The organism is Alteromonas sp. ABV2_168 (assembly GCF_056161165.1).
The window spans coordinates 140,447-158,274 of record NZ_JBSWYQ010000011.1; the positions used below are offsets into that span (position 1 = coordinate 140,447).

A 17,828-nucleotide genomic window follows, 5' to 3' on the forward strand; every position below is an offset into this window, starting at 1 on the left:
GTCTTTAAAAGGACTACCCTGTAAGGCAGGTGTAGCCCTTTTAGCTGTTTACAACTCTTTGATAGTCGCAATGATAATACGTGCTGTGCCATACAGGATGAGTAAAATGACACCAAAAAGCACCAGGTTATAGACTATTTTAGGATATGCATTGTCATCCGGCAGGGTGGGTGACTCGATGGTGACCAAATATTGTAACTTCTGATAGGCCTCGACCCTGGCATTTTCCAGTGACACCAGCGAGGACGAAAAGGCCTGAATAGCCAGTTGCATCTGAATTTGCAGGTCAGAGTACTTTGCCATCTGTTCTGTTACAGACAGCGATTCACCGGTTACCTGGTTGCTGAAGCCTTCCTTTTGAATATTAATTTGTTGTTGCAGGGCTCCAATCTGACGTTTGATGTTTTGTACCTCAGGGGCACTGGGTGACATCATCGTCTCCATGGTATTCAGCTCTGCCTTCTTTTGTGCCAGCGTGGCCTGTAAAGAGAACGCAATTTGCTGGGAAGCGGCACCTTCGGCGGTAGGGTCAAGCACGTTGTACTTAGACTGGAAGGCGAGGATGTCACGCTTTGCTGTTTGCAGTTTATCTTCTACCACCTGATGTTCGCCCTTAGCGAATTCCATTTTAGATTTGGCCAGATTGTTATTAATGTCGTTCAGAAATTGCTCGGCCTTATCCACAATGGTGCTGTTGACCTGCTGTGCAAATTCCGGGGTATAAGCTTTTACATTCAGGGTGATAACAGAAGATGCTGAATCTACTTCCACTGAAATTTGTTGCAGGTAATACTCATAAAATTGTGTCTGGCTGTGGTCTTCCGGCAAACGGCTGAACATGTCCGCATGGTCTGCACCGTAATGGCTGCTTAAGGACAACGTTTTCTCCAGATAACGCATCATATCCTGAGATTTAATATAACTTTCGATGATTTGGCTGTCGTTTGTCGACGCTACGCCGCTGATTGACGCGCCAAGTAGACTGGTGGGGTCAAAGGAACTACCGCCGTCTGTGGATTTAATAATGAGCTTACTTGTACTTTCATATTGCGGTGCTGCCCACACAATCAGGTAGAACGCATATAACAGCCAGGGCGCAAGAATGAAAACCAGCTTGTTCTTTTTCAGTTTGTTGAGGGTTGCTTTCGCTTTCATAATCTTAATATCACTTAACCTAAATTTATTCTGCCATGTAGGCACTGATGCCTTCTTCCAGGTCGCTGAAATAATTCAGCTTACCGTCTTCAATAAGAATGGCTGAAGTACAAAATTCCCTGATCTGGTCCAGTTCGTGACTGACCATGATCATACCTGCTGTCAGATTTTTCTCTTTCAGGGCATTACGGGCCTTGCGGCGAAATGTGGGGTCGCCTACAGAAGTTGCTTCGTCAATGAGATAAATATCAAAATCAATATTAATACAGCAGGCAAAAACCAGCTTGGCACGCATACCTGAGGAATACGTCTTAACCGGTAAATCAAACCGGCCACCAATCTCGGCGAATTCCTGCACTTGTTTTTCATACTGAGGCAGCGACTTCACCTGGTTGATACGGCCAATAAATCGCGTATTTTCCCTGCCGGTCATTTGCGGATGAATACCGGTGGCCAGTGCAACCGGCCAGGACATGGATTTATTTGTCAGGATCCTGCCCTTGTCCGGATATTCGCTTTTGGCCAGCATACGGAACAATGTGGATTTACCGGCACCGTTTTTACCCAATATGGCCACACTATGGTCGGTGGGGAATTCAAAGTTTAAATTTTTAAAAATGTATTGCGGCCCGAGTTTGCTCGGGTAGCTCTTAGTCAGATTTTCTATTCTAATCACCGTGACAACACCTTCTTCCAGGTTGTGTGATAGAGCGCTAATCCGGCAAACAGAGTGATGGCGGTAACTTCAACAGCAAACTGCAAAGACACACCGGTATCACCATAGGTTTCATAGCAGGCGTATCTGGCGAGTTCAATAAAGTGAACCAGTGGGTTCCAGGTCAACCAGGGCCATACCTCAGGTGACAGATCCTGCAGACTGAAAAAGGTACAGGAAATGAAAAAGATAGGCCGGTTAAGCATATTTTTAATTTTTTTCATTTCAGGTATGAAGGCGATGAGGACACCGAATACCAGGCTGATGGAAAAGCAAAAAATCCACAGTAATGCGAAAAGTGCAATTAACAGCAGAGGGTTGTCCACGTCAAAATCAATATCCAGCAGATATACAGCGCATACAACAAGGCAAACCACACCAACTTTTATCACAAATTCCATAAATGCTGATGTGATAAGCGCAGCCATAGGCTGTACCTGCCTGAATGCATAGAGGGGTTTTGCTTTACCGATTGATTCAGGTACCACAGACGTGCAGGTCATGAATGTTTGTACGCCCATCAGGCCCATCATCATAAATACAAATAACGGTACGGAATGAACATCGCTGCCGCTGATAAAGCTGCGGAGATAGGACATGGCAAAAATGAACACGAAGGGTTCAATAAAGGCCCAGCCAAGTCCCAGTTTATCATTGAACTTACTTTGCAGCTCACGGAGAAACAGGGCGAAGATCACTCTTCGCCATGCTGCAACCTGTGATTTAAAGGTAATATCCATCAGTTGGTAGCTACGTTGGCCGCCACAGCAATCTGATAAATGATTTGTGTGATATCTTTGATGGTCTGCAAAGACTTCACATCAATTGACGGCAATACCACAACCTGATCACCGGGACGGATAGTGAGCTTACCTTCGCCTTCAGACCACAAACTGCTGTGAATACTGTCGAACTCTACGATACCGTTCTGTCTGATGATAAGGATGCGCTCGTCGTCAGCGCGCTGGGTAAACCCGCCGGCCCATGCAACATAATCAGCGGTGGTCGCATCTTTATTGAAGACAATAGCCTGAGGCATCATTACTTCGCCGCCCACATGAATGAGATCAGTGGCTTCAGGGATGACAATGGTATCATTTGGCTCCAGCAGTACATTGGCCACTTCACCGTTTTCAGCCACAATGACTTTACCCTGTGGCTCTACTTGTCTGGCCCGCTCAATGAAGTCGCTGACCAGTTGCGCTTCCTGAACACGGATAGAACCTTCTCCGGTAGAACTGATTGGTGCTGTATAGATGCTGCGCTCCAGGCGCTGCAGCGACTGTTCTATGAGCTCCCGTTGACTTTGTGCCACGCTTTCGCGACGCAGATAAACATCTGACGCACTGGCGAGTGACGGGTCAACATGAATGTAATCCAGGACATCCTGCAAACGGGTACCCCGGTCAACCATGATTTTGGAAGGACCAGTGTGACCACCTTCAATGTTTATCTGGTAAACTTTCGCGACGTGGTCATTAATGAAATTGACCTCATCACCGGACTGCAAAACAACATTGTTGAATTCATTTAGCGAAACGTACTGGGCAAACTGCTGATCGCTTCTGAGGCCGGCAACGGAAACATGGCTGATAAAATCCCGTGGTCTGGCATAGTCAAGCAAAGTCTCACCCATCAACTCGTCTTTTTTGAATTCAAAGGTATAGCTGTTATTAGCACCGTCGGCGACAGTAACTCTGTCACCTACCGGATGAACAACAATGGTATCACCGTCTTTAAAAGAAACGCCGGGCAGGGTGCCTTCACGGATAAATTCATAAAGGTCTGCCGTGGCAATTACTTTTCCTTCACGGCGGATATCGATTTTACGGAAGCTGCCACGGTTGAAATCAATACCGCCGGCACGCTTTAAATAATAAAGCACGCTGTCTGATGCCAGGCCAGCATACTGGCCGGGGCGGATAACGGGGCCGGTAAGATAAACCGCTACTGGCGTAGACGTGAGCAGATTCACGTAGGTGTTAACGTCGTTGGTATAGATTCTTTTAATACTGTTAGTGACCAGTGCATTCACCGAACCGGCTGGCGTGTCTGCAACATGCACAGGACCAATGTTAGGAATAAAAATATTTCCCTGGTTATCAACAGTTACCACATCGGAGAAGTTGACGGCACCCCACATCCAGATTGAAATCTTATCACCGGGCGCAATCAGATAGTTTTCATTAAGGCCTGAGCTGCGTTCAGATTCAAAACCGCCGATGAAGAGGTTGGCAGCGAATGGCGGGCTGACAAGTGGTTCGCTGTAAGGAAATACATCTTCTACGGTTGGTTCGCCGGGCAGAGACACACCGGAGCGGGGTTCTTTGTTGTACTGGCCGGTAGACGTTGACATGCTGCTGCGCGCGCCCGGCAAAGTACGGGAAGTCTGCACATTCATCGGCGACACGGCTTGAGTCTGGGCGTTCCCGGTTCCAGTGGTAGCGGAATTGCCCGAGTTTTGCTGTTGGGCCTGTTCACGTAATTGCTGAAGATCGGCCAGAGATTGTGCTGTTGCAAGAGAAGAAAAACAGGCACAGGCCAATACCACCTTACCCAAGGTGGAAAGTGTACGGATTACTGACATAGATTCTGCCATGATTATTTAGCTGAGATTTGAGTAAGAAGCGGAGCAAGCATTTGCCATTGCCCGTCCCGTTCGCAAATTGCACGACGGTTTGCCGGATTGGACAGATCCCGCAATGACATACAGGTTAATCCTGATGCAGAGATATAGCGGTTGTGGATCTGATACTGTTCGTTGCCAATCTGCAACATCTCACCCGGCGACAAATTGCCTTGCGGTACCGGATATACCTGGCTGTCAGCTAGTCGCATTGAATCGCCTGAAACCAGCGGAATATTCGCATTCACCTGCGTAGGGGCTGAAGAACATCCGCTCAACAGTACGGTAAGACCTATCAGACCAGCACTTAAACTTCTGATAATACTCATGTCTTAATAATTCCTTGTCTAATCTGGCCGGATAGCATACCACATTCACCGGCTTTTGCAGTCTGCCCTTTATGCATCTGCGCTAAATCTGTAATTTGTCATGTTTAGTAACCAATTAAAGTGATGGCTTGATAATTGCTTAACAGCTCATGACATTTAAAATGGTGTTGTTACTCAGGAGTGCCTGCAGATGTTTCGTATCTGCATAAGACGGTTCCCCCGTGTAACGTTAAAACTAAAAAATGACGTCTGTGTGAGTCTGTGAAGCTAAAAAAGTTTGCAGTATGCTTTGTAAGGCGGTGGAATGTCAGATGTGTGTCAGAACAGGTAAAGCAGATTTAAAGATTTGAAAGAAAATTTCTCTGTTGTAATTTCAGGAGGTAGTCTTTTTGTCTTTAGTCTATTATTATATTGGCATGTTGGTGTTTGCTGATCAAAATGCTGCCCGGCATCAGGAAGTTTTAGACAAAATGGAATATCGCTATCAACACCGCTCACACACATTTCACATCTACCGGCAAGTCAGACCTATGGTTAGGGATTAGTACTTTGTATGTTTGATTATCTTCAAATTGTACCGTTGTTCACGGCATTTTTTGTCGCCCTGATTTTATTGATTGTGATGACACCACTGGCTCATCAGTTTGGCCTGGTTGATCATCCGACTTACCGTAAACGTCACGCAGGCATGGTGCCTTTGACTGGTGGTGTTGCCATTTTCATGGCTGTGCTGGTGGCGAGTGTTGCGACTGATGTGTGGATGAAAAACAATCCTCTGTTTTTCACTGCATCAGCGTTTATTGTCTTGCTTGGCATGCTGGACGACCGCTTCCAGTTAAGTGCCAAAGGCCGTCTCCTTTGTCAGTTTGGTGTTGCTGCCATCATGGCATGGAGTGCACAGAATTATATTACTTCCCTGGGTAACATTTTCGGCTTCGGTGAAGCGTATCTGGGGATTGCCGGTTACTTCTTTACCATCGTCTGCGTTGTGGGTGTAATTAACGCTTTCAACATGATTGATGGTATTGACGGGCTCGCCGGTGGCATGAGTTTGATTGTTCTGTTGACTGTTGTCGGTATTCTGCTGGGAACAGGTAACGGTGCGGCTATCATGGAGCCGCTGATTATTGTCGCTGCTATCGTGCCGTTTCTGGCTTTCAATCTGAGCTGGAAAGGATTCAAAGGCAATAAAATTTTTATGGGTGATGCCGGCAGTATGTTTGTCGGGCTCACTATTGTGTGGTTGCTGGTGGACCACACGCAGGGCGAGGCCGCCGCTTTCAGACCTATTACCGCTGTGTGGTTGATTGGTCTTCCGCTGATGGACATGGCAGCTATCATGTACCGCCGTGCACGCAAAGGGCAGTCAATGTTGCGCCCTGACCGCAAGCATTTGCACAATATCTTTATGCGCGCAGGGCTCTCCAGCAGACAAGCGCTGGCTGCGATTTTGTTCCTGGGTTTGTGTTACGCCGGTGTGGGTATTCTGGGAGAAATCCTGATGGTGCCTGAGTATGTCATGTTCTGGTCGTTCCTCGGCTTGCTGATGGTTTACAGCTATATCATTCAAAACATCTGGAAATTGATCCGTCACGTTAAACGATCATTGAAAACAAAACCTTAAAACCGTCAACTGCCCATAAATAGTGCAGACGACAGGGAATAATTTTGGTATGTTTGCTGCCAGTTAAAATAGTGATGTGTTACTGGCGGCTGCCTTGTCAAAAGCAAAAACAACGATAATTCATCAGGGTAAAATTCCTGCCGGTACCGGGTCTCTGGTGGCAATGGCGGTGTATCATAAAGACCAGTTGAACTGGTTGAAGCAAGCTGTCAGCAGCATTACCGGTCAATCCTACTCAACGTTTATTTTCCTTATCATCAAAGACGGTCCTGTCGACAGCAATATCAGTGATTTTCTGACGCATACCGCGGCCGGTGATGAACGTATTTTTCTCGCAGAGAACAGCTCTAATATTGGTCTGGCGGCCAGTATGAACTTTGCTATAGAGTGGGGCATGGCGTTGAACTTTGATTTCTTTTTCAGAATGGATGCCGATGATATTTCATTGCCGGATCGTATCGAAAAACAGGTGACATACCTCAATAATCATCAGAACGTGGGAATCCTTGGTACAGCACTGACTGAAATCAATGAAAGTGGTGTGGTCGTAGGGGCGAGAATTATGCCGGCATCCCACAAGCAAATCGTTAAAGTCTTACCCCGCCGCTGTTCCATAAATCATCCTACAGTCGCTTTTAGATATGAAATATTCCGGAAGGGCTTTCGCTATGATGCTGAACTGATGAATACTCAGGACTATTTCTTGTGGATCCAACTGGCAGAGGAAGGTTTCGTATTCAGAAATCTCAGTGAGCGTTTACTGGAATTCCGCCGGGTAAATAATTTCTATAAACGCCGGGGCTTTTCCAAGTCGGTCAACGAATTTCGTGCAAGGCTCTACGCTATGCGAGCCTTAAAGCGGATGACGCCCTGGAATCTGTTTTATGCCAGTTGCGTACTGCTGATGCGGATGATGCCTTCAAAGCTGGTTAAACTGGCGTATAAACTGGACCGTAAGATGCTGGAGAGAGGCGAGAAGTCATGAAAACCGGGGTTGTTATAATCCTGTTTCATCCTGATACTTCGCATCTTAGCCGGATGTTAGAAACGCTGATTGATTCGGGTTACCAGGTGGTACTGGTAGATAATTCTCCCCATGAATTGAAGCTGGCATTGCCGCAGGAAGTGGTTTATCTCCATTATCCCCAAAATATCGGGATTGCCGCTGCTCAGAATCGCGGTTTGTCTCATCTTGCCGGGCAACAGTTCAGCCATGCTGTTTTATTCGATCAGGACAGTGCTGTTACGCCAGCGCTGATGGGAGGATTGTGCGCCGGTTTTGTTGAAGCGCAAGCACATTTCGGCAAGGTAGCGGCGGTGGGCCCGCAAATTATCTGTGAATTTTATAATCAGCCGGTAAAGCCAAAAGTGCAGCAGGCAGTAGATGTGCGGGACGGCCTTGCCAGTGTTAAACAAATAATTGCCTCAGGGATGATGCTCAGCCTTTCTGAGCTGGAAAACATTGGTCACAAGGAAGAGTCACTGTTCATTGACGGTGTAGACCATGAATGGTGCTGGAGAGCCAGACACAAAGGATTCTCTGTGGTTAAGTTGACGGACGTGACCATGTTACATAAGCAGGGTGACGGCCGACATAAGGTCCTCGGAATTACCTTTAAACGTGGTGCACCGGTCAGATTATATTATCAGGTACGTAATGTGCTTATATTAAGTCGCAGAAGCTACGTGCCGCTTTACTGGAAGCTGAGAAACATTCCGGCCATTCCGTTAAGGTGGTTCATTAACCGCTGGGTTTTCGATAACGGAAAGCTGCGGGGCCGGTATTTTGCGAAGGGATTGGTCGACGGACTCAAAGGAAAAAAAGGACCTTTGAAATAGGATTCATGTTCCGTCATCAATCCGTCACGGTGGTTGAGTAAACTGTCGCGATTTTAATACATAGACGACATGAAGAAATTGTTCTAATGAAGTGCGTCTGTGTCTATTTTAGTGCGTATGCACCGAAGCTGTGCGTAAGTGGCTGCTATTTTGTATTGGTTGCAGTAAATGCAAGTTGATTGAGCCATATCAACTCGTTTATCGTAGAAGCATGGGTAACGCATCCTGCTTATGTAAAATGATATTTAAAGCTGGTGTTAATCACTGACGGCAGCTTAAGTTGTGAACCATGTTGTAGAGCGGAATACGGATTGCATTACTACATCATCGGTTGAGGATTTTCAGTAAAAGGACACGAATATGAGTCAAGTAAAGAAAGCGGTTATTCCGGTAGCTGGTTTGGGAACACGTATGTTGCCGGCAACCAAGGCCATCCCGAAAGAGATGCTGCCAGTTGTTGATAAGCCGCTTATCCAGTATGTAGTAAACGAATGTGTTGCTGCTGGTGTGAAAGAAATTATCCTGGTTACTCACGCGAGTAAAAACAGCATTGAAAACCATTTCGATACGTCCTTCGAGCTTGAAGCGACACTGGAAAAACGTGTTAAACGTCAGTTACTCGAAGCGGTACAGTCAATCTGTCCAAAAGACGTAACCATCATGCACGTCCGTCAGGGCCATGCTGCAGGTCTGGGTCACGCAATTCTGTGTGCGCATCCGCTGGTAGGTGATGCACCGTTCGCGGTTGTTCTGCCTGACGTAATCATTGACGATGTTGCGAGTAATCCGAAGAAAGATAACCTGGCAGACATGGTTGCTAAATTTAATACCAGCCGTGTTAGTCAGGTTATGGTGGAGCAGGTGCCAAAAGAAGATATCTCTAAATTTGGTATTGCAGATCTGGAAGGCGTAGACATTAAGCCGGGTGAATCTGCGAAAATCCACAAAATGGTAGAAAAACCAGAACTGGAAGAAGCACCTTCAGATCTTGCAGTAGTCGGTCGTTATGTGCTGTCCGAGAAAATCTGGGATCTGCTGGAGTTCACGCCTCCAGGTGCCGGTGGTGAAGTTCAGTTAACTGACGCCATTGATTCACTGATGAAAATTGAGCAGGTTGATGCGTATTACATGAAGGGCAAGAGCCATGATTGTGGTAGTAAACTTGGTTATATGAAAGCAAATGTTGAATATGCTCTTCGTCACCCTGACCTGGGTGAAGAGTTCAAGCAGTACATTGCTTCACTGAATGGTTAATGCCGCAACGAGAATAATAATGGAGCCCGCGTTTTGCGGGCTTTTTTATGTGCGGTGATCAATGTTGAACTACTTTTACGCGGTCCCGTACTTTTGCCAGCAATTTTTCACCTATACCTCTTACTTCGGTGAGTTGGTCTACTTCATGGAAATAGCCCTTTTCATTGCGGTAAGCAATGATGGCTTCCGCTTTACTCAGTCCGATGCCAGGTAAGGCAGTCAATTCTTCTGCCGTAACAGTGTTTAAGTCTAATGCATCGGGCAGAGTAATTCCGGCTGCTTCAGTGACATCTGTTTCAATAGTATTGGCAAGAGTAGCGCCACTTTGACTCAAAAAGAGTGTTGCAAATAAAGCGGCCAGTGCCAGTCTGGATTTGTTCATTGTATCTTCCTTGTGTTGAATTAAGTGATTTGTGTGTACCGGTGTACATAAAAAGCTTAAATCCAAAGAAGATAAAATGAGAGGCCAGTTTTTGTACAGGTAAAGGTCAGGACAATAAAAAAGCGGACATGATGTCCGCTTTCTACAAAGTTCATTCAGCCGTTCGCTATCAGAGACGTTCCAGTACCGCGTCGGTAAACTCAGTCGTTCCGGCCTGGCCACCCAGATCACGGGTTGTACGGTCACCGGTTTCGATAACTTCTTTCAGTGCACTGCGGATTTTTTCTGCTTTGTCACCCATGTTGAGATATTCAAGCATCTGGATTGCAGCAAGGATCACTGATGTCGGGTTTGCCAGGTTTTTACCAGCGATATCCGGTGCAGAACCATGTACCGCTTCAAAGATGGCGCAGTCTTTACCGATGTTTGCTCCCGGAGCCATACCCAGACCGCCTACCAGACCGGCGCACAGATCAGACAAAATGTCACCGAACAGGTTGGTCGTAACAATGACATCAAACTGGTGAGGGTTCATAACCAGTTGCATACAGGTATTATCAACAATCATTTCTGTTGATTCGATGTCCGGATAACGCTCACCCACTTCACGGGCCACTTTCAGGAATAAGCCGGATGTAGACTTCAGGATGTTAGCCTTATGCACTGCAGTGACTTTCTTGCGTCCTTCACGGCGGGCAAGTTCATAGGCAAACGTTACGATTTGCTCTGCACCCTGGCGGGTGATTTTACTCATCGCTTCAGCTTCCTGGCCGTCTTCAGAGACCACCTGGCCAAGACCTGAGTACATACCCTGGGTGTTTTCACGTACAGTAATGATGTCGATATCTTCATAGCGGGCTTTGGTACCCTTGAAAGATAACACCGGACGTACGTTAGCATATAAAGAAAACTGCTTACGCAGGCTTACGTTGATTGATGTAAAACCTTCACCAACCGGCGTCGTCAGCGGGCCTTTCAGTGCCACTTTGTTTTTGGCGATAAGGTCGAGGGTTTCTTGTGGTAGCAGTTCGCCATGATTTTCCAGCGCTACCAGACCTGCATCAGCATAGTCATAAGCGAAGTTACATCCCACCTTGTCCAGAATTTTAATAGTGGCATCAATGATGTCCGGACCAATGCCGTCGCCGCGAATGACTGTAATGCGTTGCTGAGTCATGTTGAGGAATCCTTTGGGTTTCTGTTTTTAATTAATCGTCAGGTTGCCAGGCGCTACTGTGACAGCGGTAAAGTTGTGTCACCTACGGAGAGTCGCCAAAGCCGGAAATGCGTAAAACCGATGCCAGCGGCAAAAGTCTTAACCCCTCTATTTTATATCAAGACGACAGGGTGTAACAGAAAACTGCATGTCACTCGCCATAAATTTCATGAATGTTGGCTATGAGCGTTGGCGAAGAGGTAACCACATCAGATAGCCGGTAGCGCCGGCTATCTGTGACAAAGAAGAAGGTGTGAGCTTCAGAGTCTGTAATGCCTGACTTTGAAACAGCTTCGTATCCTCACATTCAGTGCCACCAAACAGCCATTTGTTAGCCAGTAGGATACTGAGTCCGGCTAAAGCCGCGTCTGCCCGTACCACTTCAGGCACATGAGCCGGTAACGTTGAACAATGGCTGATCACAGCCTGATAGCGCGCCGGCTGTTGCCACTGTTTTGCCAGTGAAGCAGACAGGGCAGGGAGGGGCTGGGTCTCCGTCTCCTGCAATGCTGTTAGCTGATACAGCCGCTGCCGCTGAAGCGGCCAGTGTTTTATAATCTTCAGTGCATGCAAAGTAAATAAAGGTGCGGTTGTGAAGGTGGCAATCAAAGCTGCCGTTTGCGGTGTCTGCTTAACATTACTCCTCTCAGCCAGTTCTGATGCAATCGCAGCAACAAGTTCAGCGAACCGGATACAAACAGCAAGCTGCGGGAAGTGCCGCTGGTGCAGACGCTGGTTCAGTGCCCGCATGATAAGCATATCGCCTACCCGGGTAAGGCCGTAAGTCATAATGGCTTGTTTAACGTCTTTCACCGGTAACTGAAGCCGGTTGTCCAGACTGGCCGTTTTCTTCAGATAGTCTGAAAATACCGGCATGCGTGAAAGCCTGCGTGAGAGCTTGTGAATGTCGGTATTGGTATCGTGCAAACTCGTAATGATAGTCTGCAGATCACCGGGTAAACGACTCACAGGGTAGGTATCGGGTATCAGTTGTCTGACGGCAGGTTTAAAAGCCGCATCGCAGGCTTTTACTTCTGATAGCCATTCATTCAGAGACAGAGCCTGATAGCGTGTTATTTTAATCTGACGAAGGTGTTTCTCTTCAACATCCCCGGAGGCTGTCAATACAGCACCTGTGGTGGACGTTAAAGTGAACAGGAAAACACCTTCGCCTTTAGGAAAAGACACTGCGCAGCCGGGCATAAATTCGCCGGGATACTTCAGCAAAGATTCAAACCGGTGCAGATCCCTCTCATTAGTGCGGGGGATAACCGGTTTCAATCTGCTTACCATTGAGCCCTGCTGATTTTTAATCAGTGAAATGACGGAGATAAACAAAGACTGTTCTTCGTTTAACCGGTGAGGATGCAGGAAACGGTGGGGGGCGGGTGCCTGAACCACTTTTTTAAGTTTCAGTAAACCGGAAAAAAAAAGCAGTCGCTTCCCCCGCCAGAAAAGATGACAACCTTCTTGTTGTTCAGCATTGTCCTTCAGACTGCAAACGGCGAAAGTAGCGGCTACGAGGTGCTGAAGATAGTGATCATTAAGTTGAAACTTAAGGCCCAGAAAGGTCATTAAACAAGCTGCACGTTGTGGCAACAGATTGTGAACAGAAGAGTCCTGCGGAAGCGATCCTATGGCAAGAAGTGAGTCGGGTAATGTGCGGCCGGATTTAATTAGCCGGATGGCCAGAGAGAGACTCTGCCTCGTTATTTCTGCGGGAGGACACGCCTGCGTAAACAGCAGGCTGGTTTGATGGATATGGTTTACAAGATCTTCAATGGCACTGTGCATTGCAGGGGAGTTATGACTTCAGATAACTCTGATAGGCACCTTCTCCCCAGGCGATCAACTGATCGCCCTCAAACAACAAAGGTGTGCACTCATCCTGAGTAGTCAGGCCATCAGCCCTGACATGTTGAGTACGGTAAAACATCACCTGGATAGTTGTGCCAGAGTCCATCTTTGCTTCGGTAATGTCCGGAGACCCGAGCAGGGCAAGTACTTCTTCACGGGTGGCACCTAACTTCAGTTTGGTGATTTGAACCTTGTTGTATTCTTCCCGATCCTGCCAGTCCATATTTTCCGGCTTGTCAGGGTAAAATGACATTACCAGAAAAACAAAGAGGGCGTAGGCGCACGCGCCCAGCAAAATCAGTTTTAAAACCTTGCCATTCATCCTTTTTCACTTTTAACTGCGAATTGCCCTCAGTGTACCTTAAAACACCGTTCAACTGTAACGACTAAATCGTAACAAGCTTTAACCGGAACTAGGTATTAATTGTATAGCAGGGAACGTAATCCGAACCGGGCAATTTCATTCGCTGTTGTGATACAAATGACTGCAACAGCGTATCAATGCGTTCCATCATGGCGGGATCGCCGGTAAGACGGAACGGCCCCTGTTCTTTAATCTGTTTTACACCGTCCGCTTTTACGTTACCGGCGACAATGCCGGAAAAGGCTTGTCTCAGTACTTTCGCTATTTCTGAAACCGGCTGGTCAGTGTGCAGAGGAAGGGCAGCCATACTCTCGTGAGTGGGCTCGAAAGGCATCTGGAATGACTCATCGATACGCACCGACCAGTTGAAGCTGAATGCATCCCCCATTGCGCGGCGGAAATTTTCTACTTTTTTCAAACCGGCGCTGAGCGTACGGGCGACTTCTGCGGCATCATCGATAATGATCTGATACTTATCCTGTGCTTCTTTACCGAGAGTTGCACCAATAAACTCGTCTATCGCTTCAAACCAGACTCTTGATTCAGCGGGACCGGTAAGAATGACAGGGAAAGGCTGCTGGGCGTTGCGGTCGTTCATCAAAATACCGAGAAGGTACAGCAATTCTTCTGCTGTACCCACGCCACCCGGGAAGATGATAATGCCGTGTGCAAGACGAACAAAAGCCTCAAGACGCTTTTCTATATCCGGCATGATAATGAGTTCATTGACGATAGCATTTGGCGGCTCGGCAGCAATAATGCCCGGCTCTGAAATGCCAATGTAGCGCCCTTTGGAATAACGCTGTTTGGCGTGGCCGATGGCAGCCCCTTTCATCGGCCCTTTCATGGCGCCGGGACCACAGCCGGTACAAATATTCATTTCTCTCAGACCCAGCTGGTATCCGACTTCCTTGGTGTATTTATATTCGTGCTGCCTGATGGAATGACCACCCCAGCAAACAATGGTATTCAGTTCATCATTGCCTTCCAGTGCCTGGGCGTGACGCAGCATATCGAACACCATATTGGTAACAGCACTGCCTTCTGTGGGCGCTTTTTCATGTACAAAAGCGTATTTATTGCCCATGAACAGTAAATCACGGAGCACCGCGAATATGTGCTCATGTACGCCACGCATGAGCTTGCCGTCCACAAAGGCAACCTCAGGGGGATTAATCAGCTCTATTTTGACTCCGCGCTCACGTCGTATCAGGCGAATATCAAAGTCGTCGTATGGTGCAAAGAGCAGTTCGAAATTGTCTTCGTCTACGCCGCTGTTGAGGACTGCGAGACAACATCGTTTAAAAACATCGAATAACTTGCTGTTAGTGGTGTCCTGAAGTCTGGCGACTTCGTCTTGTGACAGCTGGCTCATCCAGCCTACCGGGTTCAGTTGCACTTTATTCATATCACAGTCCTATTCGACTACAACGCGATTTCTGCCGTTCTTTTTCGCCTGATAGAGTAATTCGTCGGCCCGCTCAAACATGGAATGAGGTTCATCGTTCTCACGCAGGCAGGTACCACCGAATGATGCGGTTATACTGACTTTTTCCTGTTTAAATTTGAAAGGTAAACGGGATAGTGACTCCCGCATGTCATCCAGCTTTTTTTCCAGCGCTGAGGTTTCGATAAATGGCAGGATCATGACAAACTCCTCACCACCCCAGCGTGAAATAAACTCATCACCGTGAAGCTGTTTTCTCAGATGGTGTCCCACCACCTGCAAGGTTTTATCACCGGCCTGATGGCCGAAGCGATCATTAATAGATTTAAAAAAGTCGATATCAATCACAGCGAGTGATAACGCACGGTTGTCATTCAGGGCATCTTCATACTCGCGGTTGAAGCGTTCATTGTAAGCCAGTCTGTTTGGCAGGCGGGTAAGAGGATCAGTATGACTAAATGCAGTCTGCTCAGCCAGCTTGCGACGGTAAACCTGGGTTTGACGCTGCAGGGTTTCCATTTGCGTTTGCATAGCACTCAGCAAGCCCATCAGTGCCTGCTGTTCCTTATTGTCTGCCTCTTTCCGGTTAGCCACGGCCGCAGAAATAGACGTAATGTGTGCCTGAGCCTGCGTTTTCAGTTTCTCCAGTGAATCAGAGTCCTGAACGGTCTGACCCATTTCCGTCAGCTGGCTGGTAATGTCATCTGCACTGGCATTTCGCGCTTCAAAGGCTTTGCCCGACGAAGCCATACTGGCTTCAACGCCTTCCTGAATCCCGCCTAACGCGTGATGGATACGGTAGATCATACGTCCGGACAGGGTTGCCTCATGCATGGATTCCGTGACTACCAGCCTGATAACAATAATACAAGTCTGCAGCAGCTCTTCTTCAGAAAGTTGCGACTCCAGTTTCGTGCGCAAATCAACGACCTTCGGTTCATCAGGTTGCTTTTTTGCATAGCTGTCGATGAGCTGACTCAGTTCGTTCTGAATTTCCTCAAACAGTGAGCCGCTCGTCCGTGCTTCAGGCCTCTTGTGCAGTCGGGGAGATGAGCCGGCGTTTTCATCAACGGCTTCTGCTGACACAAGAGAGAACAGCTTGATTGCTTTAAGACACAATGACTGCAGCTGAAACAGGTTATCGACGGGCTGTTGAGCGGCAATCAGTAAATGCGTACTTTGCTGACGCAATGTCTTATTCTGCTGAAATGTGCTTTGAAACTGTTTGATCGCCTTTTCAAGTTCTTTAACGGTAAGTTGGGTGTGCTGTTTCACTGACGTGTCAGCATGCTGAATATGGGTATTCAGCTTGTTAATACTGACCGTGGCGAGAGTAAAATCAGGTTTTCCGGATAAGTGTCCCCGCAGAACCCGTAATTCTTTATCTGTTTCGGCTGACAAACCCTCATAAAAGGAACTTAACCGTATTATGAACTGTACCAGCGTCTCATTATGTGAAGCTAATGAAGATAATTGCTTAGAATCCATCATTTTCCTTTGCATACCGGCGGAGTGACCGCCCACTATTGGCGAGCCGAACGGGTGTTTAAACCTGCAGTTTCATAATTCGACCGGAACGGATTAATATCCAGTCCTCCCCGTCGGGTATAACGGGCAAAGACGGTAAGTTTTTCCGGTTTACACTGGCTCATAATGTCGCAAAATATTCGTTCAACGCACTGCTCATGGAATTCATTGTGTTGTCTGAAACCAATTAGATATTTCAGTAACGATGCGTGATTGATTTGTTTTCCGCTGTACCTGATTTGAATACTAGCCCAATCTGGCTGATTTGTGATTAAACAATTCGATTTAAGCAGATGACTGACTACTGTTTCGGCAACATCCTGATTTTCTGTAGTTAATAACCCGCTGTCAGGGGAATATGACGTCACCGTAATATCCAGATCGTCAATCACCTGCCCTGACAGTTCTTCCATTCCCAGCGTGTTGAATGCGTCTGGCAGGATAATTACGACATCGACAACTTCTCCGGCACAGGCAGATAAATCTCTGGTCAGGGCGTCCTTTACCGCTTCTGCATCATCAAATTTCGACTGATTAAAGCTGTTAAGGTAAAGCTTGAAAGATTTAGACTCGATTAATGAAGGAGACGTGACCGGTACTCTGCATTCAAGAATCGCCACACAGGGTTTACCTTTGCTGTTCAGCCATGACAACTCGTAGCCGGTCCAGATATCGCAGCCCTGAAAAGGCAAGGCTTCCGCTGATAATGACAGTGTATCTCTGCTCAGGCTCCGTGGTACAGCTTGTAGCAATGAAGGATTGTAGGACGTTTCATATTCAACCGTTTTTCCAAGGGAAAGATCTGAAGGCACCTTGAAAGGCTTTGGGTTTGTCATAATGTGTGATTCAACCTTAAAATAGCGGGCAGAAAAGTCAACGGGCCCGCAATCTGATAAAACCAGAATGAAGCAGGTCCTCAGTGTAACCAAAAGGCCACCGAAATGCCCGACCAATTAACACAAAGTTTAGATGCTTTTATTCAGCAATGCCTTACCGCTGCGTCACAAAATCCCGATTTTCTGACGATTGAATTTGATAAAGACTGGCCTTCACCGTGTTATTCACGGAATGCTGAAAATGGTGAAGTGATAAACTGGCAACCTGTTAAGCAAACTGGCAACAATAACTTCAATGGTCTGGAAGAGGCGCTGGATATTAAATTGCACCCTGATTTTGTTACCTGGTTCACCCGCTACTTCAGCTTTCATTTACCGGCAAAGGCAGAGCAGGGCAACTGTGAACTGCTGCAGGTTTGCAGCGATGAAGATTTTGAAAGACTTCAGGAAAATCTCATAGGGCACATTATGATGAAACGTCGCCTGAAACAGCCTGCTACGTTATTCTTCGCACTCACAGACGACGATGACTACCTGATTTCACTGGACAATAGTACCGGAGAGGTGTTGCTGGAGAGAGTTGGCAAACGTGCTGAGCAGGTGCTTGCCCCTTCAATGGCTGATTTTCTGTCAGCGCTTATACCGCGTCCTTAATTT

At 47.1% G+C, this 17,828-nt stretch carries 17 protein-coding genes; 5 read left to right on the forward strand and 12 right to left on the reverse strand.

Features of this window, described 5'->3' with window-relative positions:
• Window positions 1–48: 48 nt before the first annotated feature.
• From ACXAH4_RS16425 to ACXAH4_RS16445, 5 genes are read right to left on the reverse strand one after another with little or no spacing between them, the layout of a single operon-like run.
• The gene (locus ACXAH4_RS16425; RefSeq protein WP_474844587.1) at window positions 49–1,155 is read right to left on the reverse strand and encodes a KpsE/RkpR family capsule polysaccharide export protein; all 1,107 of its coding nucleotides are present in this window, start codon (window positions 1,153–1,155) and stop codon (window positions 49–51) included.
• A gap of 25 nt (window positions 1,156–1,180) precedes the next feature.
• On the reverse strand, window positions 1,181–1,831 hold the full coding sequence (locus tag ACXAH4_RS16430; RefSeq protein ID WP_119500461.1) for an ABC transporter ATP-binding protein: 651 nt from the start codon (window positions 1,829–1,831) through the stop codon (window positions 1,181–1,183).
• Entirely contained in the window at window positions 1,828–2,610 is a 783-nt protein-coding gene (locus ACXAH4_RS16435) for an ABC transporter permease (RefSeq protein WP_119500462.1), read from the reverse strand. Before ACXAH4_RS16435 ends, ACXAH4_RS16430 begins: the two co-directional genes overlap by 4 nt.
• Complete coding sequence (locus ACXAH4_RS16440) at window positions 2,610–4,457, reverse strand: polysaccharide biosynthesis/export family protein (RefSeq protein ID WP_181013654.1); 1,848 nt, start codon at window positions 4,455–4,457, stop codon at window positions 2,610–2,612. The genes ACXAH4_RS16435 and ACXAH4_RS16440 overlap by 1 nt, the downstream gene beginning before the upstream one ends.
• Before the next feature lie 14 nt (window positions 4,458–4,471).
• The gene (locus ACXAH4_RS16445; RefSeq protein WP_474882670.1) at window positions 4,472–4,825 is read right to left on the reverse strand and encodes a hypothetical protein; all 354 of its coding nucleotides are present in this window, start codon (window positions 4,823–4,825) and stop codon (window positions 4,472–4,474) included.
• Between the two features lie 553 nt (window positions 4,826–5,378).
• Here ACXAH4_RS16445 and wecA point away from each other — a divergent pair.
• From wecA to galU, 4 genes are all read left to right on the forward strand, one after another.
• Window positions 5,379–6,449 carry a UDP-N-acetylglucosamine--undecaprenyl-phosphate N-acetylglucosaminephosphotransferase gene (gene wecA, locus ACXAH4_RS16450; RefSeq protein WP_119500465.1) on the forward strand — a complete coding sequence of 357 codons (1,071 nt, stop codon included), beginning with the start codon at window positions 5,379–5,381 and terminating at the stop codon, window positions 6,447–6,449.
• Window positions 6,450–6,543: 94 nt separating this feature from the next.
• Complete coding sequence (locus tag ACXAH4_RS16455; protein ID WP_474882672.1) at window positions 6,544–7,434, forward strand: glycosyltransferase; 891 nt, start codon at window positions 6,544–6,546, stop codon at window positions 7,432–7,434.
• Entirely contained in the window at window positions 7,431–8,288 is an 858-nt protein-coding gene (locus tag ACXAH4_RS16460; protein WP_474882674.1) for a glycosyltransferase family 2 protein, read from the forward strand. Before ACXAH4_RS16455 ends, ACXAH4_RS16460 begins: the two co-directional genes overlap by 4 nt.
• A 360-nt stretch (window positions 8,289–8,648) precedes the next feature.
• Window positions 8,649–9,542, forward strand: coding sequence for a UTP--glucose-1-phosphate uridylyltransferase GalU (gene galU / locus ACXAH4_RS16465; RefSeq protein WP_119500467.1), 894 nt, complete (start codon window positions 8,649–8,651; stop codon window positions 9,540–9,542).
• 58 nt (window positions 9,543–9,600) lie between these two features.
• On the opposite strand, the gene ACXAH4_RS16470 is transcribed toward galU, so the two are convergent.
• The 7 genes from ACXAH4_RS16470 to queF all read right to left on the reverse strand — a co-directional run bounded on the left by ACXAH4_RS16470 (window position 9,601) and on the right by queF (window position 17,174).
• Window positions 9,601–9,924, reverse strand: coding sequence for a ComEA family DNA-binding protein (locus ACXAH4_RS16470; protein WP_119500468.1), 324 nt, complete (start codon window positions 9,922–9,924; stop codon window positions 9,601–9,603).
• Window positions 9,925–10,093: 169 nt separating this feature from the next.
• The gene (locus tag ACXAH4_RS16475) at window positions 10,094–11,101 is read right to left on the reverse strand and encodes an isocitrate dehydrogenase (protein ID WP_119500469.1); all 1,008 of its coding nucleotides are present in this window, start codon (window positions 11,099–11,101) and stop codon (window positions 10,094–10,096) included.
• 219 nt (window positions 11,102–11,320) lie between these two features.
• On the reverse strand, window positions 11,321–12,934 hold the full coding sequence (locus ACXAH4_RS16480; protein ID WP_474850990.1) for an HDOD domain-containing protein: 1,614 nt from the start codon (window positions 12,932–12,934) through the stop codon (window positions 11,321–11,323).
• Window positions 12,935–12,944: 10 nt separating this feature from the next.
• Window positions 12,945–13,319, reverse strand: coding sequence for a DUF3192 domain-containing protein (locus ACXAH4_RS16485; protein WP_119500471.1), 375 nt, complete (start codon window positions 13,317–13,319; stop codon window positions 12,945–12,947).
• A 91-nt stretch (window positions 13,320–13,410) separates the two neighbouring features.
• Window positions 13,411–14,769, reverse strand: a complete 1,359-nt coding sequence (gene ppnN / locus ACXAH4_RS16490; protein WP_474844593.1) for a nucleotide 5'-monophosphate nucleosidase PpnN — start codon at window positions 14,767–14,769, stop codon at window positions 13,411–13,413.
• A gap of 9 nt (window positions 14,770–14,778) precedes the next feature.
• Window positions 14,779–16,299, reverse strand: a complete 1,521-nt coding sequence (locus ACXAH4_RS16495; RefSeq protein ID WP_474882675.1) for a GGDEF domain-containing protein — start codon at window positions 16,297–16,299, stop codon at window positions 14,779–14,781.
• A gap of 32 nt (window positions 16,300–16,331) precedes the next feature.
• A complete protein-coding gene (gene queF, locus ACXAH4_RS16500) occupies window positions 16,332–17,174 on the reverse strand; it encodes an NADPH-dependent 7-cyano-7-deazaguanine reductase QueF (protein WP_474844843.1) in 843 nt (280 codons plus the stop codon).
• A gap of 102 nt (window positions 17,175–17,276) precedes the next feature.
• On the opposite strand from queF, the gene syd reads away from it, so the two are divergent.
• Window positions 17,277–17,825 (forward strand): SecY-interacting protein, encoded by a 549-nt coding sequence (gene syd, locus ACXAH4_RS16505; protein ID WP_474882677.1) that lies wholly within the window; start codon window positions 17,277–17,279, stop codon window positions 17,823–17,825.
• Window positions 17,826–17,828: the final 3 nt, after the last annotated feature.